Annotated in this window: 21 protein-coding genes and 1 tRNA gene; 9 read left to right on the forward strand and 13 right to left on the reverse strand. The window is 72.4% G+C overall.

From position 1 onward, the window contains the following. Nucleotides 1-132 precede the first annotated feature (132 nt). Together AB0L75_RS37960 and AB0L75_RS37965 are read left to right on the forward strand one after the other, a co-directional pair. Entirely contained in the window at nt 133-942 is an 810-nt protein-coding gene (locus tag AB0L75_RS37960) for a lysophospholipase (RefSeq protein WP_365190627.1), read from the forward strand. 108 nt (nt 943-1,050) lie between these two features. After that, nucleotides 1,051-1,848, forward strand: a complete 798-nt coding sequence (locus AB0L75_RS37965; protein WP_365190628.1) for an SAM-dependent methyltransferase — start codon at nt 1,051-1,053, stop codon at nt 1,846-1,848. Nucleotides 1,849-1,877: 29 nt separating this feature from the next. Here the strand turns inward: AB0L75_RS37965 and AB0L75_RS37970 are convergent, their stop codons facing one another. Next, nucleotides 1,878-2,732, reverse strand: a complete 855-nt coding sequence (locus AB0L75_RS37970) for a Cof-type HAD-IIB family hydrolase (protein WP_365190629.1) — start codon at nt 2,730-2,732, stop codon at nt 1,878-1,880. Between the two features lie 162 nt (nt 2,733-2,894). Between AB0L75_RS37970 and AB0L75_RS37975 the strand changes: the two genes are divergently transcribed. The 5 genes from AB0L75_RS37975 (at nt 2,895) to AB0L75_RS37995 (ending at nt 7,866) form a co-directional block, all read left to right on the forward strand. Further along, complete coding sequence (locus tag AB0L75_RS37975; protein WP_365190630.1) at nt 2,895-3,707, forward strand: SAM-dependent methyltransferase; 813 nt, start codon at nt 2,895-2,897, stop codon at nt 3,705-3,707. A 52-nt stretch (nt 3,708-3,759) separates the two neighbouring features. Continuing rightward, a complete protein-coding gene (locus AB0L75_RS37980) occupies nt 3,760-5,163 on the forward strand; it encodes a glutamine synthetase family protein (RefSeq protein ID WP_365190632.1) in 1,404 nt (467 codons plus the stop codon). A gap of 2 nt (nt 5,164-5,165) precedes the next feature. After that, nucleotides 5,166-6,341 carry an amidohydrolase family protein gene (locus AB0L75_RS37985; protein WP_365190633.1) on the forward strand — a complete coding sequence of 392 codons (1,176 nt, stop codon included), beginning with the start codon at nt 5,166-5,168 and terminating at the stop codon, nt 6,339-6,341. A 16-nt stretch (nt 6,342-6,357) separates the two neighbouring features. Further along, nucleotides 6,358-6,885, forward strand: a complete 528-nt coding sequence (locus tag AB0L75_RS37990) for an NUDIX hydrolase family protein (protein ID WP_365190657.1) — start codon at nt 6,358-6,360, stop codon at nt 6,883-6,885. A gap of 183 nt (nt 6,886-7,068) precedes the next feature. Beyond that, on the forward strand, nt 7,069-7,866 hold the full coding sequence (locus AB0L75_RS37995) for a hypothetical protein (protein ID WP_365190634.1): 798 nt from the start codon (nt 7,069-7,071) through the stop codon (nt 7,864-7,866). 130 nt (nt 7,867-7,996) lie between these two features. Here AB0L75_RS37995 and AB0L75_RS38000 read toward each other — a convergent pair. Beyond that, nucleotides 7,997-8,070: transfer RNA gene (locus AB0L75_RS38000), tRNA-Pro, on the reverse strand. Nucleotides 8,071-8,195: 125 nt separating this feature from the next. Between AB0L75_RS38000 and AB0L75_RS38005 the strand changes: the two genes are divergently transcribed. Both AB0L75_RS38005 and AB0L75_RS38010 read left to right on the forward strand, forming a co-directional pair. Beyond that, on the forward strand, nt 8,196-8,903 hold the full coding sequence (locus tag AB0L75_RS38005) for a transketolase (RefSeq protein WP_365190636.1): 708 nt from the start codon (nt 8,196-8,198) through the stop codon (nt 8,901-8,903). A gap of 32 nt (nt 8,904-8,935) precedes the next feature. Further along, nucleotides 8,936-9,880: a transketolase C-terminal domain-containing protein gene (locus AB0L75_RS38010; RefSeq protein ID WP_365190637.1), complete on the forward strand. Its 945-nt coding sequence runs from the start codon at nt 8,936-8,938 to the stop codon at nt 9,878-9,880. Nucleotides 9,881-10,061: 181 nt separating this feature from the next. On the opposite strand, the gene AB0L75_RS38015 is transcribed toward AB0L75_RS38010, so the two are convergent. The 11 genes from AB0L75_RS38015 to AB0L75_RS38065 all read right to left on the reverse strand — a co-directional run. Beyond that, nucleotides 10,062-10,421 (reverse strand): MmcQ/YjbR family DNA-binding protein, encoded by a 360-nt coding sequence (locus AB0L75_RS38015; protein WP_365190639.1) that lies wholly within the window; start codon nt 10,419-10,421, stop codon nt 10,062-10,064. A 30-nt stretch (nt 10,422-10,451) separates the two neighbouring features. Then, the gene (locus AB0L75_RS38020) at nt 10,452-10,967 is read right to left on the reverse strand and encodes a GNAT family N-acetyltransferase (RefSeq protein ID WP_365190641.1); all 516 of its coding nucleotides are present in this window, start codon (nt 10,965-10,967) and stop codon (nt 10,452-10,454) included. A gap of 2 nt (nt 10,968-10,969) precedes the next feature. Further along, nucleotides 10,970-11,539 (reverse strand): helix-turn-helix domain-containing protein, encoded by a 570-nt coding sequence (locus AB0L75_RS38025; protein ID WP_365190643.1) that lies wholly within the window; start codon nt 11,537-11,539, stop codon nt 10,970-10,972. Between the two features lie 46 nt (nt 11,540-11,585). Next, entirely contained in the window at nt 11,586-12,491 is a 906-nt protein-coding gene (locus tag AB0L75_RS38030) for a LysR family transcriptional regulator (protein WP_365190645.1), read from the reverse strand. A 31-nt stretch (nt 12,492-12,522) separates the two neighbouring features. After that, a complete protein-coding gene (locus AB0L75_RS38035) occupies nt 12,523-13,716 on the reverse strand; it encodes a glycine C-acetyltransferase (protein WP_365190646.1) in 1,194 nt (397 codons plus the stop codon). 50 nt (nt 13,717-13,766) lie between these two features. Next, complete coding sequence (gene tdh / locus AB0L75_RS38040) at nt 13,767-14,795, reverse strand: L-threonine 3-dehydrogenase (protein WP_365190648.1); 1,029 nt, start codon at nt 14,793-14,795, stop codon at nt 13,767-13,769. Between the two features lie 188 nt (nt 14,796-14,983). Beyond that, a complete protein-coding gene (locus AB0L75_RS38045) occupies nt 14,984-15,559 on the reverse strand; it encodes a GAF domain-containing protein (RefSeq protein ID WP_365190649.1) in 576 nt (191 codons plus the stop codon). Nucleotides 15,560-15,620: 61 nt separating this feature from the next. Further along, nucleotides 15,621-16,220, reverse strand: coding sequence for an ATP/GTP-binding protein (locus AB0L75_RS38050; protein ID WP_365190650.1), 600 nt, complete (start codon nt 16,218-16,220; stop codon nt 15,621-15,623). Further along, on the reverse strand, nt 16,198-16,569 hold the full coding sequence (locus tag AB0L75_RS38055; protein ID WP_365190651.1) for a DUF742 domain-containing protein: 372 nt from the start codon (nt 16,567-16,569) through the stop codon (nt 16,198-16,200). Before AB0L75_RS38055 ends, AB0L75_RS38050 begins: the two co-directional genes overlap by 23 nt. 2 nt (nt 16,570-16,571) lie before the next feature. Further along, a complete protein-coding gene (locus AB0L75_RS38060) occupies nt 16,572-17,006 on the reverse strand; it encodes a roadblock/LC7 domain-containing protein (RefSeq protein WP_365190652.1) in 435 nt (144 codons plus the stop codon). A gap of 85 nt (nt 17,007-17,091) precedes the next feature. Next, nucleotides 17,092-18,915 (reverse strand): ATP-binding protein (locus AB0L75_RS38065; RefSeq protein WP_365190653.1); only part of this gene is annotated, 1,824 nt, incomplete at its 5' end.

The following is an 18,915-nucleotide window of genomic DNA, read 5'->3' on the forward strand; positions in this document are numbered from 1 at the left end:
ACTACTGACGACTACCTACGACACGGGACACTACGGGACACTTAATTAGCACTGCTAGTTTTGGACTATAGACCTCGGACCGGCCCGCTGGGAAGATCCCCGGAGACGTTCACCGAGTCAGCCGGAGGAGACATGCCCCACGTGCGCGAGCGCACTCTCGACGGCACCCGCGGCCCGGTCGCCGTACACGAATGGCCGCACCCGGCACCGAGGTATCTGGCCCTGCTGGTGCACGGCTACGGCGAGCACGCGGGCCGCTACGACGAGCTGGCCACCGTCCTCACCGGGCACGGGGCGGCCGTGTACGGGCCCGACCACGTCGGCCACGGCAGGTCGGCCGGGGAGCGGGTGGTGATCGAGGACTTCGAGGACGTGGTCACCGATGTGCACCGCGTGGCGGACTTGGCCCGGGCCGCGCACCCCGGCCTGCCGCTCGTCCTGGTCGGCCACTCCATGGGCGGACTGATCTCGGCCCGCTACGCCCAGCGGTACGGCGCCGAACTGAGCGCGCTGATCCTGTCCGGGCCGGTGATCGGCGCCTGGGAGCTGCCGGGGCGGCTGCTGGCCCTTCCCGAGATCCCGGACACGCCGATCAGCCCGGCCGCGCTCTCCCGGGACCCGGCCGTCGGTGCCGCCTACACCGCCGATCCGCTGGTGTGGCACGGGCCGATGAAGCGGCCGACGGTGGAGGCGTTCGCGCGGACCCTTCGGGCTGTCGAGCAGGGTGGTGACGTGGGCCCGCTGCCGCTGCTGTGGCTGCACGGGGACGACGACCGGCTGGTGCCGCTGCCCGGCAGCCGCATCGGTGTCGAGCGGCTCGCCGGCGGCCGGTCGACCGAGCGGATCTTCGCCGGGGCACGGCACGAGGTGTTCCACGAGATCGACAAGAAGGAGGTCTTCGCGGAGGTGATCCGTTTCCTGGACCGGTCGCTCCCCAGCTGATCGGACCGGCTGGACCGCCCGGCAGGTGAGAGAAGCCCGCGAGGAGTCGGAGCCGTGTCAAACTGCTGTTCGCACGTCGGAGTGACCAGCCGAGCGGAGGAGCAGCACGTGACGGGGACCCAGCCGGCCACGCAGTACATAGACACCACGCGACCGCATCCGGCCAGGGTGTACGACTGGTTCCTCGGCGGCAAGGACAACTACCCCGTCGACGAGCAACTCGGCCGCCGCATCACGGAGATCGACCAGGGAGCCGTCCGCGCCGCGCGCGCCAACCGCGCCTTCATGCACCGGGCCACGCGCACGCTCGCCGAGGACGGCATGCGCCAGTTCCTGGACATCGGCACCGGCATACCGACCGAGCCGAACCTGCACCAGATAGCCCAGTCCGTGGCGCCCGACGCGCGGGTGGTCTACGTCGACAACGACCCGATCGTGCTGGCCCACGCGAACGCGCTGCTGCGCGGCACACCCGAGGGCGTGACGGAGTATGTGCAGGCCGACGCGCGCGATCCGGGTGCCATCCTCGAACAGGCCGCCCAGGTCCTGGACTTCGGCCGTCCGGTGGCCCTGTCCCTGATCGCGCTGCTCCACTTCGTCGCCGACGAGGACGGCGCCCACGCGGTGGTGTCGACGCTGCTGGACGCACTGGCGCCGGGCAGCTGCCTGGTGCTGTCGACGATGACGGCCGACTTCGAACCGGAGAACGTCAAGAAGGGCATCGCCGCGTACGCGGCGGGCGGGGTGACCCTGGTCGCGCGCTCCCGCGACGAGGTGGCCGCCTTCTTCGAGGGACTCGATCTGCTGGACCCGGGCGTCGTACCGGTCGCCGACTGGCGCCCCACCGAGCCCCCGGACGGCGCGGGCCCCGTGTCACTGTACGGAGCGGTGGGCCGCAAGCCCTGACACGGACGCGGCCCGCCCCGGCAGCCGAGTCACAGGCCGAGGACGCGGGAGACGGTCCGCAGCACGCCGTTGTCGTTGTTGGACGGGGCGAGGTGGCGGGCGCGGCGGACGACCTCGGGATGGGCGTTGGCCATGGCGAACGACCAGTCGGCCGCGTCGAGCATCTCCAGGTCGTTGAGGTAGTCGCCGAAGACCATGGTCTGCGCCGGGGTGATGCCGAGCGCCCGCTGCAGGCCCCGCAGGGCGGTGCCCTTGTCGGCGGTGCGGTTCATGACGTCGACCCAGTGCTCGCCGGAGACGACGACCTGGTGGGTGCCGGCGAAGGGGGCGAGGGCCGGGGCGGTGGAGTGCTCGGCGGGCCCGAAGTCGAACAGCGCGACCTTGATCACATCGTCGTCGACGGCGGTGACGTCCTCGACGATCCGGTGCTCGACGTAGTACTTGCGCACCTCCGCCAGGAACGCCTCGTCGGTCCGCTCGACGTACGCCGCCCGCTTGCCGCACACCACGGCGCCGACGTCCACGCCGTCCGCGACCAGCCGCCGTACCGTCCTCGCCACGCCGGCGGCCACCGAGGCGTCGAGGATGTCGCTGCTCAGCTCCACGCCGTCGCGGACCACATATGTGCCGTTCTCCGCGATGAACACCATGCCCTCGGCGACGTCCGCGAACTGCCGGGCCAGCGTGGCGTACTGGCGGCCGCTCGCCGGGCTGAACAGCACCCCGCGCCGGCGCAGCTCGGCGAGCATCGGCCACAGCCCGTCGGGGATCCGCTTGGCGTCGTCCAGCAGGGTGCCGTCCATGTCGGTGACGATCAGCCGGATGTCGGCGGGGCCGGCGGGCAGGCCGGGGAGGTCCAGGAGGGGCGTGGGCGTGGCGGGCATGTCCTGCTTCCGGTCGGGGACGGCGTACCGGTCCAGTGTTCCTTATGTACCGGGGCGTCCCGGAGCCGCCCCGAACCGCCCATGGTGCGCGGTTCCCGGGACAGGGCGATCGACCGGCGGCACAATGACGGCGGAGGACCGCAACCGGAGAAGGGCGGCGACGTGACCGAGGGCCAGTCCCCGGCAGCCGGACCGGCGAAGCTGAACACCTCCGTGGCGCACAACGCCCGGGTGTGGAACTACTGGATCGGCGGCAAGGACAACTACGAGGTCGACCAGCGGGTCGGTGAGCACGTCGCCGGGATGTTCCCGGTGATCCGGGCGGTGGCCCGCGCGGACCGGGAGTTCCTGGCCCGGGCGGTGCGGTTCCTGTCCGCCGAGCGCGGGATACGGCAGTTCCTGGACATCGGCACCGGACTGCCCACCGTGGACAACACCCACGAGATCGCGCAGCGGATCGCCCCCGAGTCCCGGATCGTGTACGTCGACAACGACCCGATCGTGCTGGTGCACGCCCGCTCGCTGCTCACCAGCTCCCCCGAGGGCACGACGGACTATGTGGACGCCGATGTGCGCGACCCGGACGGCATCCTGCAGCGCGCCGCCGAAACGTTGGACCTGACCCGGCCGGTGGCGCTGATGATGCTGGGCATCCTGAACTTCGTCCTGGACACCGACGAGGCCGGCGACATCGTGCGCCGGCTCATGGCGGCGCTGCCCTCGGGCAGCCATCTCGTCCTCACCCATCCGACCTACGACGCCGACGTGGGCGGCGAGGGCAACGTGGCCGCGATGGAGTTCTGGAACGCCAACGCCACCCCGCCGATCACCGCCCGCAGCCGCGCGGAGATCGCCGGATTCCTGGACGGTCTGGAGCTGGTCGAGCCGGGCCTGGTGCCCTGCTCGCAGTGGCGTGCGGGGTCGGCGTCCGCCGCCGCGGTGCCGCAGTTCGGCGCCGTGGCCGTGAAACCCTGACGCGCCGGCACCGCGCGGACCCGCCGGGGAGGAGTCAAGCCGAGGAGGACGTATGACCACCCTTGCCGACCCCGTGCCCGGCGGGCGCCCGGAGGATCTGCGCCGGGTCGCCGGGTTCACCGCGGACCTGGCGGCGCGGGGCGTGCGCGGGATCGTGCTGGCCTATGTGGACACCGCGGGCGTCTGCCGGGTGAAGACGATTCCGACGGCCCGGCTGGAGGCGGCCGTGTCCTGGGGTGTCGGCATGTCCCCGGTGTTCGACACCTTCCTGGCCGACGGCTCGATCGTCACCACCGACGTCCTCGGCTCCCCCGACGGTGATCTGCGGCTCTTTCCGGACCTGGACCAGCTGGTGGCGCTGGCCGGGCAGCCCGGCTGGGCGTGGGCGCCGGTGGACCGGATCACCCAGGAGGGCGCCCGGCACCCCTGCTGTGCCAGAACCTTTCTGCGCAGGATCGTCACCGACGCGGCGCAGCACCACGGCCTCGCGTTCAAGGCGGCGATCGAGGTGGAGTGGGCGGTCGGGCTGGGCTCGGCGCCGGCCGGTGAGTTCGTGTCGGCGGCGTCAGGACCGGCCTACGGAGCGATCCGTCAGGTGGAGCTGAGCGACTACACCGCCGATCTGCTGGCCGCGTTCGCCGCGCAGGACGTGGCCGTCGACCAGCTCCATCCCGAGTCCGCGTCCTGGCAGTTCGAGGTCTCGGTGGGCGCGCTGGACCCGGTGGCGGCGGCCGACCGCAGCGTGCTGGTCCGGCAGACGATCCGGGCGGTGGCGCAGCGGCACGGCCTGCGGGTGTCGTTCGCGCCCGCGGTGTTCGCGGAGGGCGTCGGCAACGGCGGCCATCTGCATCTGTCCTGCTGGCGTGGCGATACGAATCTGCACGCGGGCGGCGCGCGCCGGTACGGCATGACGTCCGAGGCGGAGTCCTTCGCGGCCGGGATCCTGGGCCGCCTCCCCGCGCTGACGGCGGTGACCGCGCCGAGCCCGGCCAGCTATCTGCGGCTCAAACCGTCCCAGTGGGCCGGGGTGTTCACGTGCTGGGGCCGGGAGACCCGCGAGGCGGCGCTGCGGATGGTCACCGGCACGGCGGGCCACGGCGCGCAGGACGCCAATCTGGAGGTCAAACCGGTCGACCTGGCCGCGAACCCCTATCTCGCCCTCGGCTGTGTCATCGCCGCGGGCCTCCACGGTCTGGCCGAGGGGCTGGAGCTGCCCGAGGAGATCACCGGCGACCCGGCCCGGTACGGCGCGGACGAGGCGGCGGCCCTCGGCGTACGGCGGCTGCCGCAGTCGCTGCCGCAGGCCACCCGGGAGTTCCGGGCGGACCAGGTGCTGCGGGCCGCGCTGGGCCCCGTCCTCGCGGACGCGGTGACCGCCGTACGGCTCGGCGAGGCGGCGGCCGTCGAGGGGCTGGACGACGCGCGGGTGGCGGCGGCCTACCGCTGGGTGTACTGACCGTGGCCACGCCGGGACCGGTCCACGAGGCCCTCGCCGAGCTGGAGTTGGTGGACCACCACTGCCACGGCGCGGTGACGGCCGACCTCGCGCCCGAGGAGTTCGCCTCGCTGCTCACCGAGGGCGAGGCCTGGCCGGGCGTGTCGCCCTTCGACAGCCCCGTCGGCGTGGCCGTGCGCCGGCACTGCGCACCCCTGCTGGACCTCCCCCGGCACGCGCCCCCGGACGACTACACGGCCCGCCGTGCCGCCCTGGGCTGGCAGGAGGTCAACCGCCGCTTCCTGACCGCCGCGCGAGCCGAGGCGTTCTTCGTGGACACCGGCTACGCCCCGCACCCGCTCACCTCCCCCGCCGAGCTGGCCGAGGCCGCGGGCGCCGCCGCCCGCGAGGTCGTACGCCTGGAGCAGGTGGCGGAGGCGGTGGCCGCGCGGGGCGTGGAGCCGGGCGGGTACGCGCGCGCCTTCCGCACCGCCGCCGAGGAGGCCGTACGCCGTCCGGGTGTGGTGGCGGTGAAGTCGGTGGCCGCCTATCGCACGGGCTTCGCCCTGGATCCGGCGCGCCCGGCGGAAGCCGAGGTGACCGAGGCCGCCCGGCGCTGGCTCGCGGCCGGGGGCCGGCTCACCGACCCGGTGCTGGTACGGCATCTGCTGTGGACCGCCGTGGACCTCGGACTGCCGCTGCAGCTGCACACCGGTTTCGGGGACGCCGACCTGCGGCTGCACCACGCCGACCCGGCCCTGCTGACCGACTGGCTGCGCCTCGTCTCCGGCACGGTCCCGGTCCTGCTGCTGCACTGCTGGCCCTACCACCGCCAAGCGGCCTATCTGGCCGCGGTGTTCGAGCAGGTGTACCTGGACGTGGGCCTCGCCCTGCACCACACGGGCCCGGCCCGCTGCCGGACCGTGCTGGAGGAGGCGCTGGAGATCACCCCGTTCCGCAAGCTGCTCTACAGCTCCGACGCCTACGGGGTGGCCGAATTCCATCACCTCGGCGCCCTGTGCTTCCGGCAGGGACTCGCCGATCTGCTGCAGGCCCGCGTCGACGCCGACGAGCTGAGCCTGCCCGACGCCCTGCGGATCGCGGCCTGGACCGGCCGCGACAACGCCCGACGCCTGTACGGACCCCACTCATCCGCCTCGGCGCGCGACCCCGGCGGGCGCCCCACCCGGAAAGTATGATCAAGCAATGTCTGACATGACCGAGACGACGCCCGGCTGGCTGTCCACGGACGAGCTGGAAATGGCCAGGGCCCGGATGCCGATCCTGTACGTCGAGGCCGTTCCCGTGCGCGTGGACGACAGCGGCGAAGTCACCAGCATCGGGCTGCTGCTGCGCATCGGCCCGGACGGGACGGTCAGCCGGACCCTGGTCTCCGGCCGCGTCCTGCACCACGAACGGGTCCGCGACGCGCTGCTGCGCCATCTGGAGAAGGACCTCGGACCGGTCGCGCTCCCCCGCATCCCCACCTCGCTCCAGCCCTTCACCGTCGCCGAGTACTTCCCGACGGCGGGCATCACCCCGTACCACGACCCGCGTCAGCACGCGGTCTCGCTCGCCTACGTCGTCCCGGTCACCGGTGACTGCCGCCCCCGCCAGGACGCCCTGGACCTGGTCTGGTTCAGCCCGCAGGAGGCCGCGTCCCCGGCCGTGCAGAGCGAGATGCCGGGCGGGCACGGGGTGCTGCTGCGGCAGGCGCTCGCGCACGTCGGCCACGCGTACTGACGCCGAAGGCGGCCTGACCAGTCTGTTTATCAGGCCCGTCAGGCCGCCGACCAGGGATTTCACCGACGCGTTCAGGTTGCGTTCAGGCTCGCGGCGGCCCGTGGCAACAGCTGCACCAGAAGCCCCAAAACAACGGCAAAGAGGTCTGGGGAAACGGCAGTTGCGCGTGCGAGGGTGCGGACCATGAGCACAGAGCACGTCCTGGACGACCGGCCCCGCACGCATGCCCGCGCGCGCCTGCGCGAGAGCGCGAACAAGGTGCCGGAGGTGACCGTCTACTTCTGGATCATCAAGGTCCTCACCACCGGTATGGGCGAGACCGCCTCCGACTTCCTGGCCCATCTGCTGGGCCCGATCCCGGCGGTCGGCCTCGGCGGTGTCGCGTTCGCGGCGGCGCTCGTGCTCCAGTTCGCCGTCCGCCGCTACGTGGCCTGGATCTACTGGACGGCGATCGTGATGGTCAGCGTGTTCGGCACGATGGCCGCGGACGTGCTCCACGTGGGCCTCGGCGTTCCGTACACGCTCTCCACCCCGCTCTTCCTCACCGCCCTCGCGGCCGTCTTCGCCCTCTGGTACGCGAGCGAGCGCACCCTGTCCATCCACTCCATCCGCACCCGCCGCCGCGAGTTCTTCTACTGGGCGGCCGTCCTCGCCACGTTCGCCCTGGGCACCGCCGCGGGCGACCTCACGGCGACCATCGGCCTCGGCTACCTGGGCTCGGTCGTCCTGTTCGCCGCGGCGATCTGCGTCCCGGCCGTCGCCCACCGTATGCGCCTGCTGGGCGCGGTGACCGCGTTCTGGACGGCGTACGTCATCACACGCCCGCTCGGCGCGTCCCTCGCCGACTGGATGGCGCTGCCGGGCAGGCGCGGCGGCCTCGAGTGGGGACTGGGGCCGGTGACGCTGTCCTGGACGGTGGCGATCGTCGGCTTCGTGGCCTTCCTGGCCCTGTCCCGCCGGGACACCGAGCCGACGGTCTGAGGACGCTCCGACGGGCCTCGGGGCCGCGGCACATCCGGGCCGGGGCCCTCGGCCCGTGTCCGGGCCCGGACATGCGGAAGGGGTCGTATCGGATCACTCCGACACGACCCCTGACCTGTGCTCACACAAGTCGGGACGACAGGATTTGAACCTGCGACCCCTTGACCCCCAGTCAAGTGCGCTACCAAGCTGCGCCACGTCCCGGTGCCGTTTGACCTGGGGTTTCCCCGGTCGAAACGCGCAGGGAAACAATACCGCACTCCGCTCGGTGGTCGCGCATCACTTTCCCGGTTGACCTCAAGCTTGGTTGAGGTTGCACGATCGTCTGCATGACGATCACAGCGCACGACAGCCGGACGTACGGCTACGACGACCTGGCCGGACTCATGAGTCTGATGACGGGCGACGAGAAGCACGGACCCGCGGCCACCTCCACCCTCGACGTGCTGTGGGTGCTCTACGACCGGGTGCTCCGGGTCGCTCCGGAGCGGCGGGCCGATCCGGCCCGGGACCGGTTCCTGCTGAGCAAGGGGCACGGGCCGATGGCGTACTACGCGGTGCTGGCCGCGAAGGGCTTCCTGCCGACCGACTGGCTGCCCGGCTTCGGGTCGTACGACTCCCCGCTCGGGCATCACCCGGACCGGGTGCTGGTGCCGGGGGCCGAGATCGGCAGCGGCTCGCTGGGGCACGGGCTGCCGATCGCGGTGGGCAGCGCGCTGGGGCTGCGGGCGCAGGGGCTGCACGACCCGGCGGTCTGGGTGCTGATCGGGGACGCCGAGCTGGACGAGGGCAGCAACCACGAGGCGATCGCCTTCGCCGGGCCCGCCGGACTGGAGCGGCTGCACACGATCGTGATCGACAACTCCTCCGCCAGCCATGCGCTGCCCGGCGGGATCGCCGCCCGGTTCGAGGCGGCGGGCTGGTCGGCGGTGACCGTCGACGGGCGCGATCACGAGGCCCTCCAGGCCGCGTTCACCGCACCGCATCCGGGACGGCCGCATGTGGTCGTGGCCCGCGTCGAGCCGAAGAACGCCTGATTCTCCCCCCACTCTGGAAAGGGCACACTTTCATGGAAACCATGCGTGACCGTTTCGCCCCCGTCGTCTCCCGGCTGCTGGACGAGGACCCGCGCGTCGCGGTGGTCCTCGCCGAGATCGGCAAGGACGGCTTCCGCGAGGCCATGGCCCGGCATCCCGACCGGGTGGTCAATGTCGGCATCCGCGAGCAGCTGCTGGTCGGGGCGGCGGCGGGGCTGGCGCTGACCGGGCTGCGGCCGGTGGTGCACACCTTCGCCAGCTTCCTCGTGGAGCGGCCCTTCGAGCAGCTCAAGCTGGACCTCGGGCACCAGGACACCGGGGCGGTGCTGGTGAGCGCGGCCGCCTCCTTCGACTGGCCGGCCGGCGGCTACACGCACATGGCCCCGGGAGATGTGGCGCTCCTCGACACGCTGGACGGCTGGACCGTGCATGTGCCCGGGCATCCGGACGAGGCCGAGACCCTGCTGCACCACGCGGTCGCCGCGGGCGACGACAAGGTGTACGTACGGCTGTCCGTGCAGTCCAACCGGGAGGGGCGGGTGATCGACGGCAGGCACTTCGTGACGGTCCGCGAGGGCCGCCGTGGTGTGGTCGTCGCCGTGGGACCGGTGCTGGACGCGGTCCTCGCCGCCACGGAGGGCCTGGACGTGACCGTGCTGTACGCGACGACCGTACGGCCCTTCGACGCGGCAGGGCTGCGCCGGGCCACGGAGGCGGCGGGCGCCGACGTCGTGCTGGTCGAGCCGTATCTCGCGGGCACCTCGACGACCGCGGTGAGCGAGGCCCTCTCCGATGTGCCGCACCGGGTGCTGGGCCTGGGCGTGGCCCGCCGGGAACTGCGCCGCTACGGGACGGTCGAGGAGCACACGGCCGCGCACGGGCTGGACCCGGCCGGGCTGCGCAAGCGGATCGGGCGGTTCATGGGCGGGGCGGGACAGACGGAGCAGAGGGTGGGGCGGGTGGGCGTCGGGGTGTGAGCGAGGCGGCGTGTCAGCGCACGGGTGCTGTCGTGTCCGCTCTGACCAGGCTGCGTATCGCCGGGACCGCCAACAGGGTCGTGGCCAGTCGTATGGGCAGCATGGTGGTCCTTCGCGTCGTCCCGTGCGTACGTTCCCGTCATCGCGGATGCCCCCTCCCCGGCGCGCGAGCACGGGGATTTCACTCCGCGGACGGCATCCCCAACTCGGGGTAGGCGTCGAGGAGTCGGGGCGGGGCGGCCTGCCGCCAGGAGTCGGCGAGGATGTCGCGCAGCTCGTCCTCGCCCTCCAGCGCGGCCAGCCGTGCTCTGACCCAGGCGAACTGGGCCTCGTGATCGGCGATCCAGAACTTGCCCGGCTCGGCCATCACCAGCTCGTCGCGCTCCTCCTTGGGGCAGCGCACGGCGATGGACGTCTCGTCCTCGGGCAGGGTGGCGAACATCTTCCCGGCCACCCGGAACGTGGGCATGCTCCAGGCGACCTTCTCCGTGGTGTCCGGCAGGGACAGTGCGATACGGCGTACGTCTTCAGCATCCGGCATGCAACGCACCGTAGCCCCTGCCACTGACAGTCACCCGCCCAGCCGCTTGTAGTACAGCGTCGTCGGCCGCAGTTCGCCCGCCGGGCTCTCCGCGTAGTCGGGGATGATGCCGGCCTCGGTCCAGCCGGCCGAGCGGTAGAGGTGCTCGGCGGGGCTGCCGGTCTCCGTGTCGAGGTGCAGCAGGGTGATGCCGGCGGCAGCGGCCGCGTCCTCGGCGGTGGTGAGGAGGCGGCGGCCGAGTCCCTGCCCGCGCATGCGGCGGTGCACCATCAGCTTCACCAGTTCGGCGCGGTGGCGGCTGTTCGGCTTGTCGGGGTGGGCCAGGCTGACGGTGCCGGCCGCCCGGCCGGCGTCGTCGAGGGCCGCCCAGACGGCGAGCCGGCCCGCCGTCGTCGCCTCCGCCCGCTCCCGCCACCAGGCGACGGCCTCCTCGTGGCCGAGCGGGGCGAGGAAGCCGACCGAGGCACCGCTGTCCACTGTGTCCGTCAGCAGCTCCGCCAACTGCCCGGCGCACTCGCGCACTTGAGCGGCGCTCCAGCGCTCCACCCTCAGGGTCGCACCACCGCCAGGACGTACCGCGTCCCGACCGGGCCGGCGCAGCGGAACCGGGTCGGGCCGAAGACCCGCATCCGCAGACAGTCGCCGGGGGCCAGGTGGTGGACCTGCTCCCCGTCGGTCACCTCCAGGGCGCCGTCGAGGACCCACACATGCTGTTCCAGCCCGGTCACGGGCGGGCGGTCGTAGGCGATGTCGGCGCCCGGCGCGAGCCGGCCCTCGACCAGTTCGCCGCGGAGTCCGGCGTGCGGCGGGGACACCGACCGGCGGACGAAGCCGGAGTCGCGGTCCTCCCAGATCCGCTGGTCGGCGGCGCGGACCAGCGGCGCGGGTGCCGCCTCGACCTCGCTGAGCAGCTGGGACATGGTGCGGCCGTAGACATGGCAGAGCCGGTTCAGTACGGCGGCGGTGGGGCTGATCTCGGCGCGTTCGGCGCGCGACAGGGTCGACCGGCTGACGCCGCTGCGCTCGGCCAACTCCCCCAGGGACCAGCCGTGTCGGCTGCGCAGTTCGACGAGCCGGGCGCCGATGCGGGTGTCGAGGGAATCCTCCGCGGTTCTCATATCCGGGACGCTATCCCCGATATGAGACGGGCGCGTTACCGAAGTCTCACGCCTCCTGCGCCGCCTGCCCCAGCGCCTCCAGCACCGGGCGGATCAGCGGGTGCCCCTCGGCTCCGCGGCGTACGGCGGCGAACACGCGGCGGGTCGGGGCCACGCCGTCGACGGGGCGTACGACGACACCGGTGAGGTCCATGCCGTTCAGCGCGGAGCGCGGTACGAGGGCCACGCCCGCCCCGGCCGAGGCGAGGGCCACGACCGCGCGGAAGTCGTCGGAGGAGTGCTCCAGACAGGGCTGGAAGCCGGCGTTCTCGCATGCGAGGACGACCACGTCATGGCACGGATTGCCGGGGTACGGGCCGATCCAGGGGTCCTTGGCCAGCTCGGCGAGCGGCACCTCCGCGCTGCCCGCGAGGCGGTGGCCGAGCGGGACGACCGCGTCGAACGGCTCGGCGTACAGCGGGACATGGGCGAGCCGGGGGTCGTCGGCGGGCGGGGCGCCGCGGTACTCCACGGCGACCGCCACATCGACCTGCCGGTCCAGCACCATGGGCAGGCTCGCGTCGCCCTCCGCGTCCTGGACCCGGATGCGGATGCCTGGCGCGGTCTCCGCGAGCCGGGCCACGGCCGGGGCCACGACCTGGGCGATGCCGGTGGCGAAGGCGGCCACGGTGACCGTGCCCGCCTCGCCCGAGCCGTAGGCCGCGAGTTCCGCCTCGGCGCGCTCCAGCTGGGCGAGGACCGCGTTGGTGTGGCTGAGCAGGATCTCGCCGGCCGGGGTGAGCCGCACGCCCTTGGCGCCACGCTCGACCAGCCGGTGGCCGGTCTCCTGCTCCAGGGCCGTCAGCTGCTGGGAGACGGCCGAGGGGGTGAGATAGAGCGCGGCGGCCGCCGCGGTGACCGTGCGGTGGTCGGCCACCGCACGGAGGATGTGGAGCCGCCGTGCCTCGATCATGTCCTCAATTATCGCAAGCGGTCCGCGCTGGTCAGGCCGCCAGCTCGGCGCGCGCCGCGATGAACGCGTCGACCGCGCGGTTGACGTCGTCCGTCGAGTGCGCGGCGGACAGCTGGACGCGGATGCGGGCCTGGCCCTGCGGGACGACCGGGTAGGAGAAGCCGATCACGTACACGCCCCGCTCCAGCAGCAGCTCGGCCATGCGGCCCGCCTGCGCCGCGTCGCCGATCATCACGGGGGCGATGGCGTGGTCGCCGGGGAGGATGTCGAAGCCCTCCTCAGTCATCCGGCGGCGGAAGAGGGCGGTGTTCTCGTTCAGCCGGACCCGCAGGTCGTCGGCGGACTCCAGCAGGTCGAGGACCTTCAGGGAGGCGGCGGCGATCACCGGGGCGAGGGTGTTGGAGAACAGGTACGGGCGGGAGCGCTGGCGCAGCAGGGCGACGATCTCGGCGCGGGCGGCGACATAGCCGCCGGAGGCACCGCCGAGGGCCTTGCCGAGGGTGCCGGTGATGATGTCGACGCGGTCCATGACGCCGTGCAGCTCGGGGGTGCCGCGGCCGGTGGGGCCGACGAAGCCGACGGCGTGCGAGTCGTCGACCATGACCATCGCGTCGTAGCGGTCGGCGAGGTCGCAGATCTCGCGCAGCGGGGCGACATAGCCGTCCATGGAGAAGACGCCGTCGGTGACGATCAGCCGGCGCCGTGCGTCGGAGGCCTCCTTCAGCTTCGTTTCCAGGTCGGCGAGGTCGCGGTTGGCGTAGCGGAAGCGGCGGGCCTTGGACAGACGGATGCCGTCGATGATGGAGGCGTGGTTGAGGGCGTCGGAGATCACCGCGTCCTCCTCGCCGAGCAGGGTCTCGAAGACACCGCCGTTGGCGTCGAAGCAGGAGGAGTACAGGATCGTGTCCTCCTGGCCGAGGAAGGCCGACAGCCGGGCCTCCAGCTCCTTGTGCACCTCCTGGGTGCCGCAGATGAAGCGGACCGAGGCCATGCCGTAGCCCCAGCGGTCCAGGGCCTCGTGGGCGGCGGCGATCACCTCGGGGTGGTCGGCCAGGCCCAGGTAGTTGTTGGCGCAGAAGTTGAGGACCTCGCCGGGGCGGCCGCCGGCGGAGACGGCGACGGTCGCGGACTGGGGGGTGCCGATGACCCGCTCGGGCTTGTGCAGTCCGGCTGCGCGGATCTCGTCGAGGGTGGCGCGCAGGTCGTCGCGGACGGACTCGAACATGGGGGGCTCCTGAAAGTTCTGACGGGGTGACGGACTTCGCGTGCCGCGGCTTACGCGGTCCAGTCCAGGATGACCTTGCCGCCCTTGCCGCTCGCGGCGTCGGCGAAGGCCGCCTCGAAGTCGCGGTAGCCGTAGCGGCCGGTGATCACCGGGGCGAGGTCCAGGCCGCCCTCCAGGAGCACCGACATCGCGTACCAGGTCTCGAACATCTCACGGCCGTAGATGCCCTTGATGGTGATCATCGAGGTGACGATCCGGGCCCAGTCCACCGGGAACTCCTCGGCCGGCAGGCCGAGCATGGCGATCCGGCCGCCGTGGGTCATGTTGGCGATCATGTCCCGCATGGCCTCGGGGCGGCCGGACATCTCCAGGCCGATGTCGAAGCCCTCGCGCAGGCCCAGCTCCCGCTGGCCGTCGGCGACAGTGGACTCGGCGACGTTCAGGGCGAGGCTCACGCCGATCTTGCGGGCCAGCTCCAGGCGCTCCTCGCTGACGTCGGTGACGACGACGTTGCGGGCGCCGGCGTGCCGGGCGACCGCGGCGGCCATCAGGCCGATCGGACCCGCGCCGGTGATCAGGACGTCCTCGCCGACCAGCGGGAAGGACAGCGCGGTGTGCACGGCGTTGCCGAACGGGTCGAAGATCGCGGCGACATCGAGGTCGACGGGGATCCGGTGCACCCACACATTGGTCGCGGGCAGCGCGACGTACTCGGCGAACGCACCGTCGCGGCCGACGCCGAGGCCGACGGTGGCCCGGCACAGATGGCGGCGGCCGGCCAGGCAGTTGCGGCACTTGCCGCACACCAGATGGCCCTCGCCGCTGACCCGGTCGCCGATGCGGATGTCGGTGACGTCCCGGCCGACCTCGACGACCTGCCCGACGAACTCGTGCCCGACCGTGAGCGGGGTGCGGATCGCCTGCTGCGCCCAGCCGTCCCAGGCCCGGATGTGCAGGTCGGTGCCGCAGATACCGGTCCGCATGACCTTGATCAGTACGTCACCGGGGCCGATCTCCGGCTCCGGGACGTCCGTCAGCCAGAGCCCCGGCTCCGCCTTCTCCTTGACCAGCGCCTTCAAGCTACGGCTCCTGTGGGTGAGGTCCCGGCCCGCGGGCAGACGTAAGAAGCCCGCACCGGGTCAGAGGGGTGGAATCACCCTGCAATCTGCCGTATGCGCGGGCCGCGGGTCCATCGAGCTTTTCTTAACCACCGCCTCAGCTTTCCTTCACGCCCCAGGTGCCGAAGGGGAAGGCCTGCCGTCGTCCGTCACAGGGGCAGACCGTCCTCGGCGCTCCGTTCGAGACGTACGACGAGATCGGCGGCCAGCGCCTTGATGGTCTCCAGGCCGGACCTCCCCCAGGCCCGGGGCTCGGTGTCGGCCGTGCACACGGTGCCGAGCGCCATGCCGGAGCTGTCGATGAGCGGGGCACCGAGATACGAGCGGATGCCGTACTCGTCCACGACCGGGTTCCCGGCGAACCGCGGGTAGTCCCGGACGTCCTCCAGGACCAGTGCCTTGTGGCGGACCACCACATGGGGGCAAAACCCATGGTCGCGCGGCAGCACCCGGCCGAACTCCGGTCTGCTGCCGTCCTCCCGCAGGACCGGCGCGGCGGCGGGGACGCGCAGGCCCGCGAAGAACTGGTGGTCCTCGCCGATGAAGTTGACCATCGCGTACGGCGCGCCGCTGAGCTGGGCGAGATGGTCGGCGAAGGCGTCCAGCGCGGGGTCGGGACGGTCCGTCAGGCCGAGCAGGCGCAACCGGTGGACGCGGGCGGGGGCCTCCTTGTCCTCGGGGGTGAGCAGCAGACCGCGGACCGGCCGGGCCGGCTCGTAGGTCATGGCCGGGCTCCAGCGCTGTGGGCGTTCCTCATAGGGCGGCTCCGTGGACGGTAGGGCGGGATCACATGTGGGCGCCATGGCTCGGCGCGGCTGCCGGAGCGTGGGCGAGGAGGTGGCGTACGAGGGTCAGCAGGGTCTGCACTCCGGAGCTGGAGATCCGGGCGTCACAGCGGACGACGGGGACCTCGGGGTCGAGGTCGATGGCGCTGCGCACCTCGTCGGGGTCGTAGCGGTAGGAGCCGTCGAACTCGTTGACAGCGATGATGAACCCGAGTCCGCGCTCCTCGAAGAAGTCCACCGCGGCGAAGCAGTCCTGCAGCCGGCGGGTGTCGGCCAGGATCACCGCGCCGAGCGCGCCCTCGGACAGCTCGTCCCACATGAACCAGAACCGCTCCTGCCCCGGTGTGCCGAACAGATACAGCACATGCTCCGGGTCGAGGGTGATCCGGCCGAAGTCCATGGCGACCGTGGTCTCCATCTTGTTCTCGACGCCGTCGAGGCTGTCCGTGCCCACGCTGACCGTCGTGAGCAGCTCCTCCGTACTGAGCGGGGCGATCTCGCTGACCGCGCCCACGAAGGTCGTCTTGCCGACCCCGAACCCGCCCGCGACCAGGATCTTCAGCGCGGTCGGGAACGGGTCAGAGCTGTCGTCGTAGTCCATCGAGCACTGCCTCCAGCAGAGACCGGTCAGTGGGTGTGTGGTGGAAGACGGGGGGCTTGGTGGTCAGCGCCCCGCAGTCGACGAGGTCCGAGAGCAGCACCTTGGTGACCACCGCGGGCAGTTTCAGGTGCGCGGCGACCTCGGCGACCGAGACCGGCGCCCGGCACAGGTCGAGCGCCTGGGCGTGCTCGGGGCCGAGGTAGCCGAGCGGGGTGACGCCGGTGGCCATGACCTGCGACATCAGGTCCAGGGCGATGCTGGGCTTGGTGCGTCCGTTGCTGACCGTGAACGGGCGCACCAGCCGTCCTGCCGCGTCGTCCAGCCAGGGCCCGTCGCCGGCTGCGGTCACGCTCAAGGCCTCGTCGCCGTGGGTCCGACGGCGTGCTGCCGGGGCGCGGTCACCAGATAGGGGCGGACGCTCTTGACGAGCATCGCCATCTCGTAGCCGAGGACGGCCGCGTCGGCCTCACGCCCCGCGAGGACGGCGAGGCAGGTGCCGGAGCCGGCCGTGGTGACGAACAGCAGGGTCGAGTCGAGTTCGACGACGACCTGGCGGACGTCCCCGCCGTCACCGAACCGGACACCGGCGCTGCGGCCCAGCGAGTACAGGCCGGAGGCCAGGGCGGCCATGTGGTCGGCACTGTCGATGTCGAGGCCGTGTACGGACTTCACCAGCCCGTCGCAGGACAGGAGCACCGCGCTGGTGGTGTGCGGTACGCGCTGCACGAGGCCGCTCAGCAGCCAGTCGAGGTCGGATGCGTGGGCGGTCGGCGCATCGCTCGCCATGGTGGATCGACTCCTTGGATGTCTGCGGGAGCGCTGGGGTTGGGGGTGTGGTCGGTCGTAGTGGGGGTGGGTACGGTGCGGGCGGTCAGCCGGCCGGGGCGCTCCCGTCGGGTCGGCCGGCGCCATACGCACCGTCGGAGGCGGGCGCGTGAGTGCGCCCCTCGGATATGGAGGCCGGATCCGTGTGGTCCGGACCCATGTGGTCCGGCTGAGCACGCATGAGGTCGGTGTACTCCGGTACGGCAGGCCGGAGATGATGACCCATCATGTGCGGGACATCCATGTGTACGGGGGCCAGGTGGGCCGCCGAGTCCGTGTGGGCTGAGCCCATGTGTGCGGAGTCCATGTGTACGGAGTCCAGGGGGCTGGTGTCCACGGGACCGGTGTCCGGGTGGCCGGAGTGCAGATGAGCGGTTTCCTGGCTCTCCAGGTGCTGCTGCGCCTCGGCGAGTCCGATTCCGCGCTGGAAGGCCGCCATCAGACCCGGGTCGTGGCCCGGGACGGTGTCGTCGTCCTGACGGGGTGCGGGACCGCCGCGCAGCTGGGGGACGATGTGCTCCTGGGCGCGGCGCCGGGGCAGTTGGGGCTTGCCCACGGTGCCGCGCACGGTGCCGACACGCGGTGTGGGCAGGATGCCCGTGTGCGCCTCCAGGGCCGTCCGGTCCTCGGCGCGGATGCCGGGCACGGCCTCGGCGGGGGTGGGCCGTTCCTGCCGGGCGCCCCGCACGGGCAGCGGCGCCGGGGCAGTGGCGCCGCCCCCGCCGTCCTCGCGCTCCGCGCCAAGCGGGCCGCCGCCGACCTGGGCATCACCCGGGTAGCCCCGGCCGCTCGGCACATCACTCTGCTCGCCCTCGCTGTCGGCACCGTACCGCCCGTTCCCGCGCTGGGCGTGGCGCCGGCGTCCGGTCGCCGGAGCCTGCCCGGTGTCGGTTCCGGCCTCGCCCCCGGAAGGGACCACGGTCCCGGCCGCGGCTTCGGCTCCCGACGCTGCGGACGCGGATGCGGACGCGGACGCCGGCACGGGCCCCCGCATCTGCTCCGACCCGTACTCCTGGCCCTGGGGCCGTACCTGGGGTGATGCGCCGGTGTCCGCCGGATCCTGCGGCTGCGGCTGGGGCACGCCCGCCCCGGCCCCCGCGGCCGCGCCGGGCGGCCCGGGCGCCGTTCCCAACAGCGCCTGGGGCACGACGAGTACGGCCTGTACACCGCCGTAGATGTTGGTCTGCAGCCGCACATGGATGCCGTGCCGGCGGGCGAGCTGGGAGACGACGTAGAGGCCGATCCGGCCGTCGGACAGCAGGCTGGCGACATTGACCTGGTCGGGGTCGGCGAGCAGGGCGTTCATCCGGTGCTGCTCGCCGACGGGCATGCCGAGCCCTCGGTCCTCGACCTCCACGGCGAGCCCGGAGGTGACGAGGTTGGCGCGGAGCAGCACTTGGGTGTGCGGGGCGGAGAACACCGAGGCGTTCTCGATGAGTTCGGCGAGCAGATGGATGACGTCGGCGACGGCGTGGCCGCGCAGTTCGCCGTCGATCGGCGGCACCAGCTTCACCCGGGAGTACTGCTCGACCTCGGCGATGGCGGAGCGCAGCACCTCGGTCATGCTCACCGGGTTGCTCCACTGCCGCCGGGAGACGGCGCCGCCGAGCACGGCGAGGTTCTCGGCGTGCCGCCGGATGCGGGTGGCCAGATGGTCCACGTGGAAGAGGCCCTTGAGCAGGTCGGGGTCCTCGATCTCGTTCTCCAGGTCGTCGAGGATCGAGATCTCCCGGTGCACGAGCGACTGGAGTCGGCGTGCGAGGTTGACGAAGACCTCCAGCTTCTGCTCGCTGCCCGCATGGCTGGAGAGCTGGGCCGCGCGTCCAGCCCGCCCCCGAGCGCCTCGGCGAGCGCCGCCTCCGACCGCTCC

It is taken from the genome of Streptomyces sp. NPDC052101, from assembly GCF_040680235.1.
Classification (GTDB): domain Bacteria; phylum Actinomycetota; class Actinomycetes; order Streptomycetales; family Streptomycetaceae; genus Streptomyces.

Bases quoted from the DNA above. Each gene is read 5' to 3' on its own strand.
- AB0L75_RS38045 (WP_365190649.1), bottom strand. From the start codon at position 15,559: ATGACCTACGAGCCGGCCCGGCCGGTCCGCGGTCTGCTGCTCACCCCC.
- AB0L75_RS37970 (WP_365190629.1), bottom strand. From the start codon at position 2,732: ATGCCCGCCACGCCCACGCCCCTCCTGGACCTCCCCGGCCTGCCCGCC.
- AB0L75_RS38050 (WP_365190650.1), bottom strand. From the start codon at position 16,220: ATGGACTACGACGACAGCTCTGACCCGTTCCCGACCGCGCTGAAGATC.
- AB0L75_RS38060 (WP_365190652.1), bottom strand. From the start codon at position 17,006: ATGGCGAGCGATGCGCCGACCGCCCACGCATCCGACCTCGACTGGCTG.
- AB0L75_RS38010 (WP_365190637.1), top strand. From the start codon at position 8,936: ATGGAAACCATGCGTGACCGTTTCGCCCCCGTCGTCTCCCGGCTGCTG.
- AB0L75_RS38030 (WP_365190645.1), bottom strand. From the start codon at position 12,491: ATGATCGAGGCACGGCGGCTCCACATCCTCCGTGCGGTGGCCGACCAC.
- AB0L75_RS37990 (WP_365190657.1), top strand. From the start codon at position 6,358: ATGACCGAGACGACGCCCGGCTGGCTGTCCACGGACGAGCTGGAAATG.
- AB0L75_RS38035 (WP_365190646.1), bottom strand. From the start codon at position 13,716: ATGTTCGAGTCCGTCCGCGACGACCTGCGCGCCACCCTCGACGAGATC.
- AB0L75_RS38025 (WP_365190643.1), bottom strand. From the start codon at position 11,539: ATGAGAACCGCGGAGGATTCCCTCGACACCCGCATCGGCGCCCGGCTC.
- AB0L75_RS37960 (WP_365190627.1), top strand. From the start codon at position 133: ATGCCCCACGTGCGCGAGCGCACTCTCGACGGCACCCGCGGCCCGGTC.
- AB0L75_RS38015 (WP_365190639.1), bottom strand. From the start codon at position 10,421: ATGCCGGATGCTGAAGACGTACGCCGTATCGCACTGTCCCTGCCGGAC.
- AB0L75_RS37980 (WP_365190632.1), top strand. From the start codon at position 3,760: ATGACCACCCTTGCCGACCCCGTGCCCGGCGGGCGCCCGGAGGATCTG.
- AB0L75_RS38005 (WP_365190636.1), top strand. From the start codon at position 8,196: ATGACGATCACAGCGCACGACAGCCGGACGTACGGCTACGACGACCTG.
- AB0L75_RS37995 (WP_365190634.1), top strand. From the start codon at position 7,069: ATGAGCACAGAGCACGTCCTGGACGACCGGCCCCGCACGCATGCCCGC.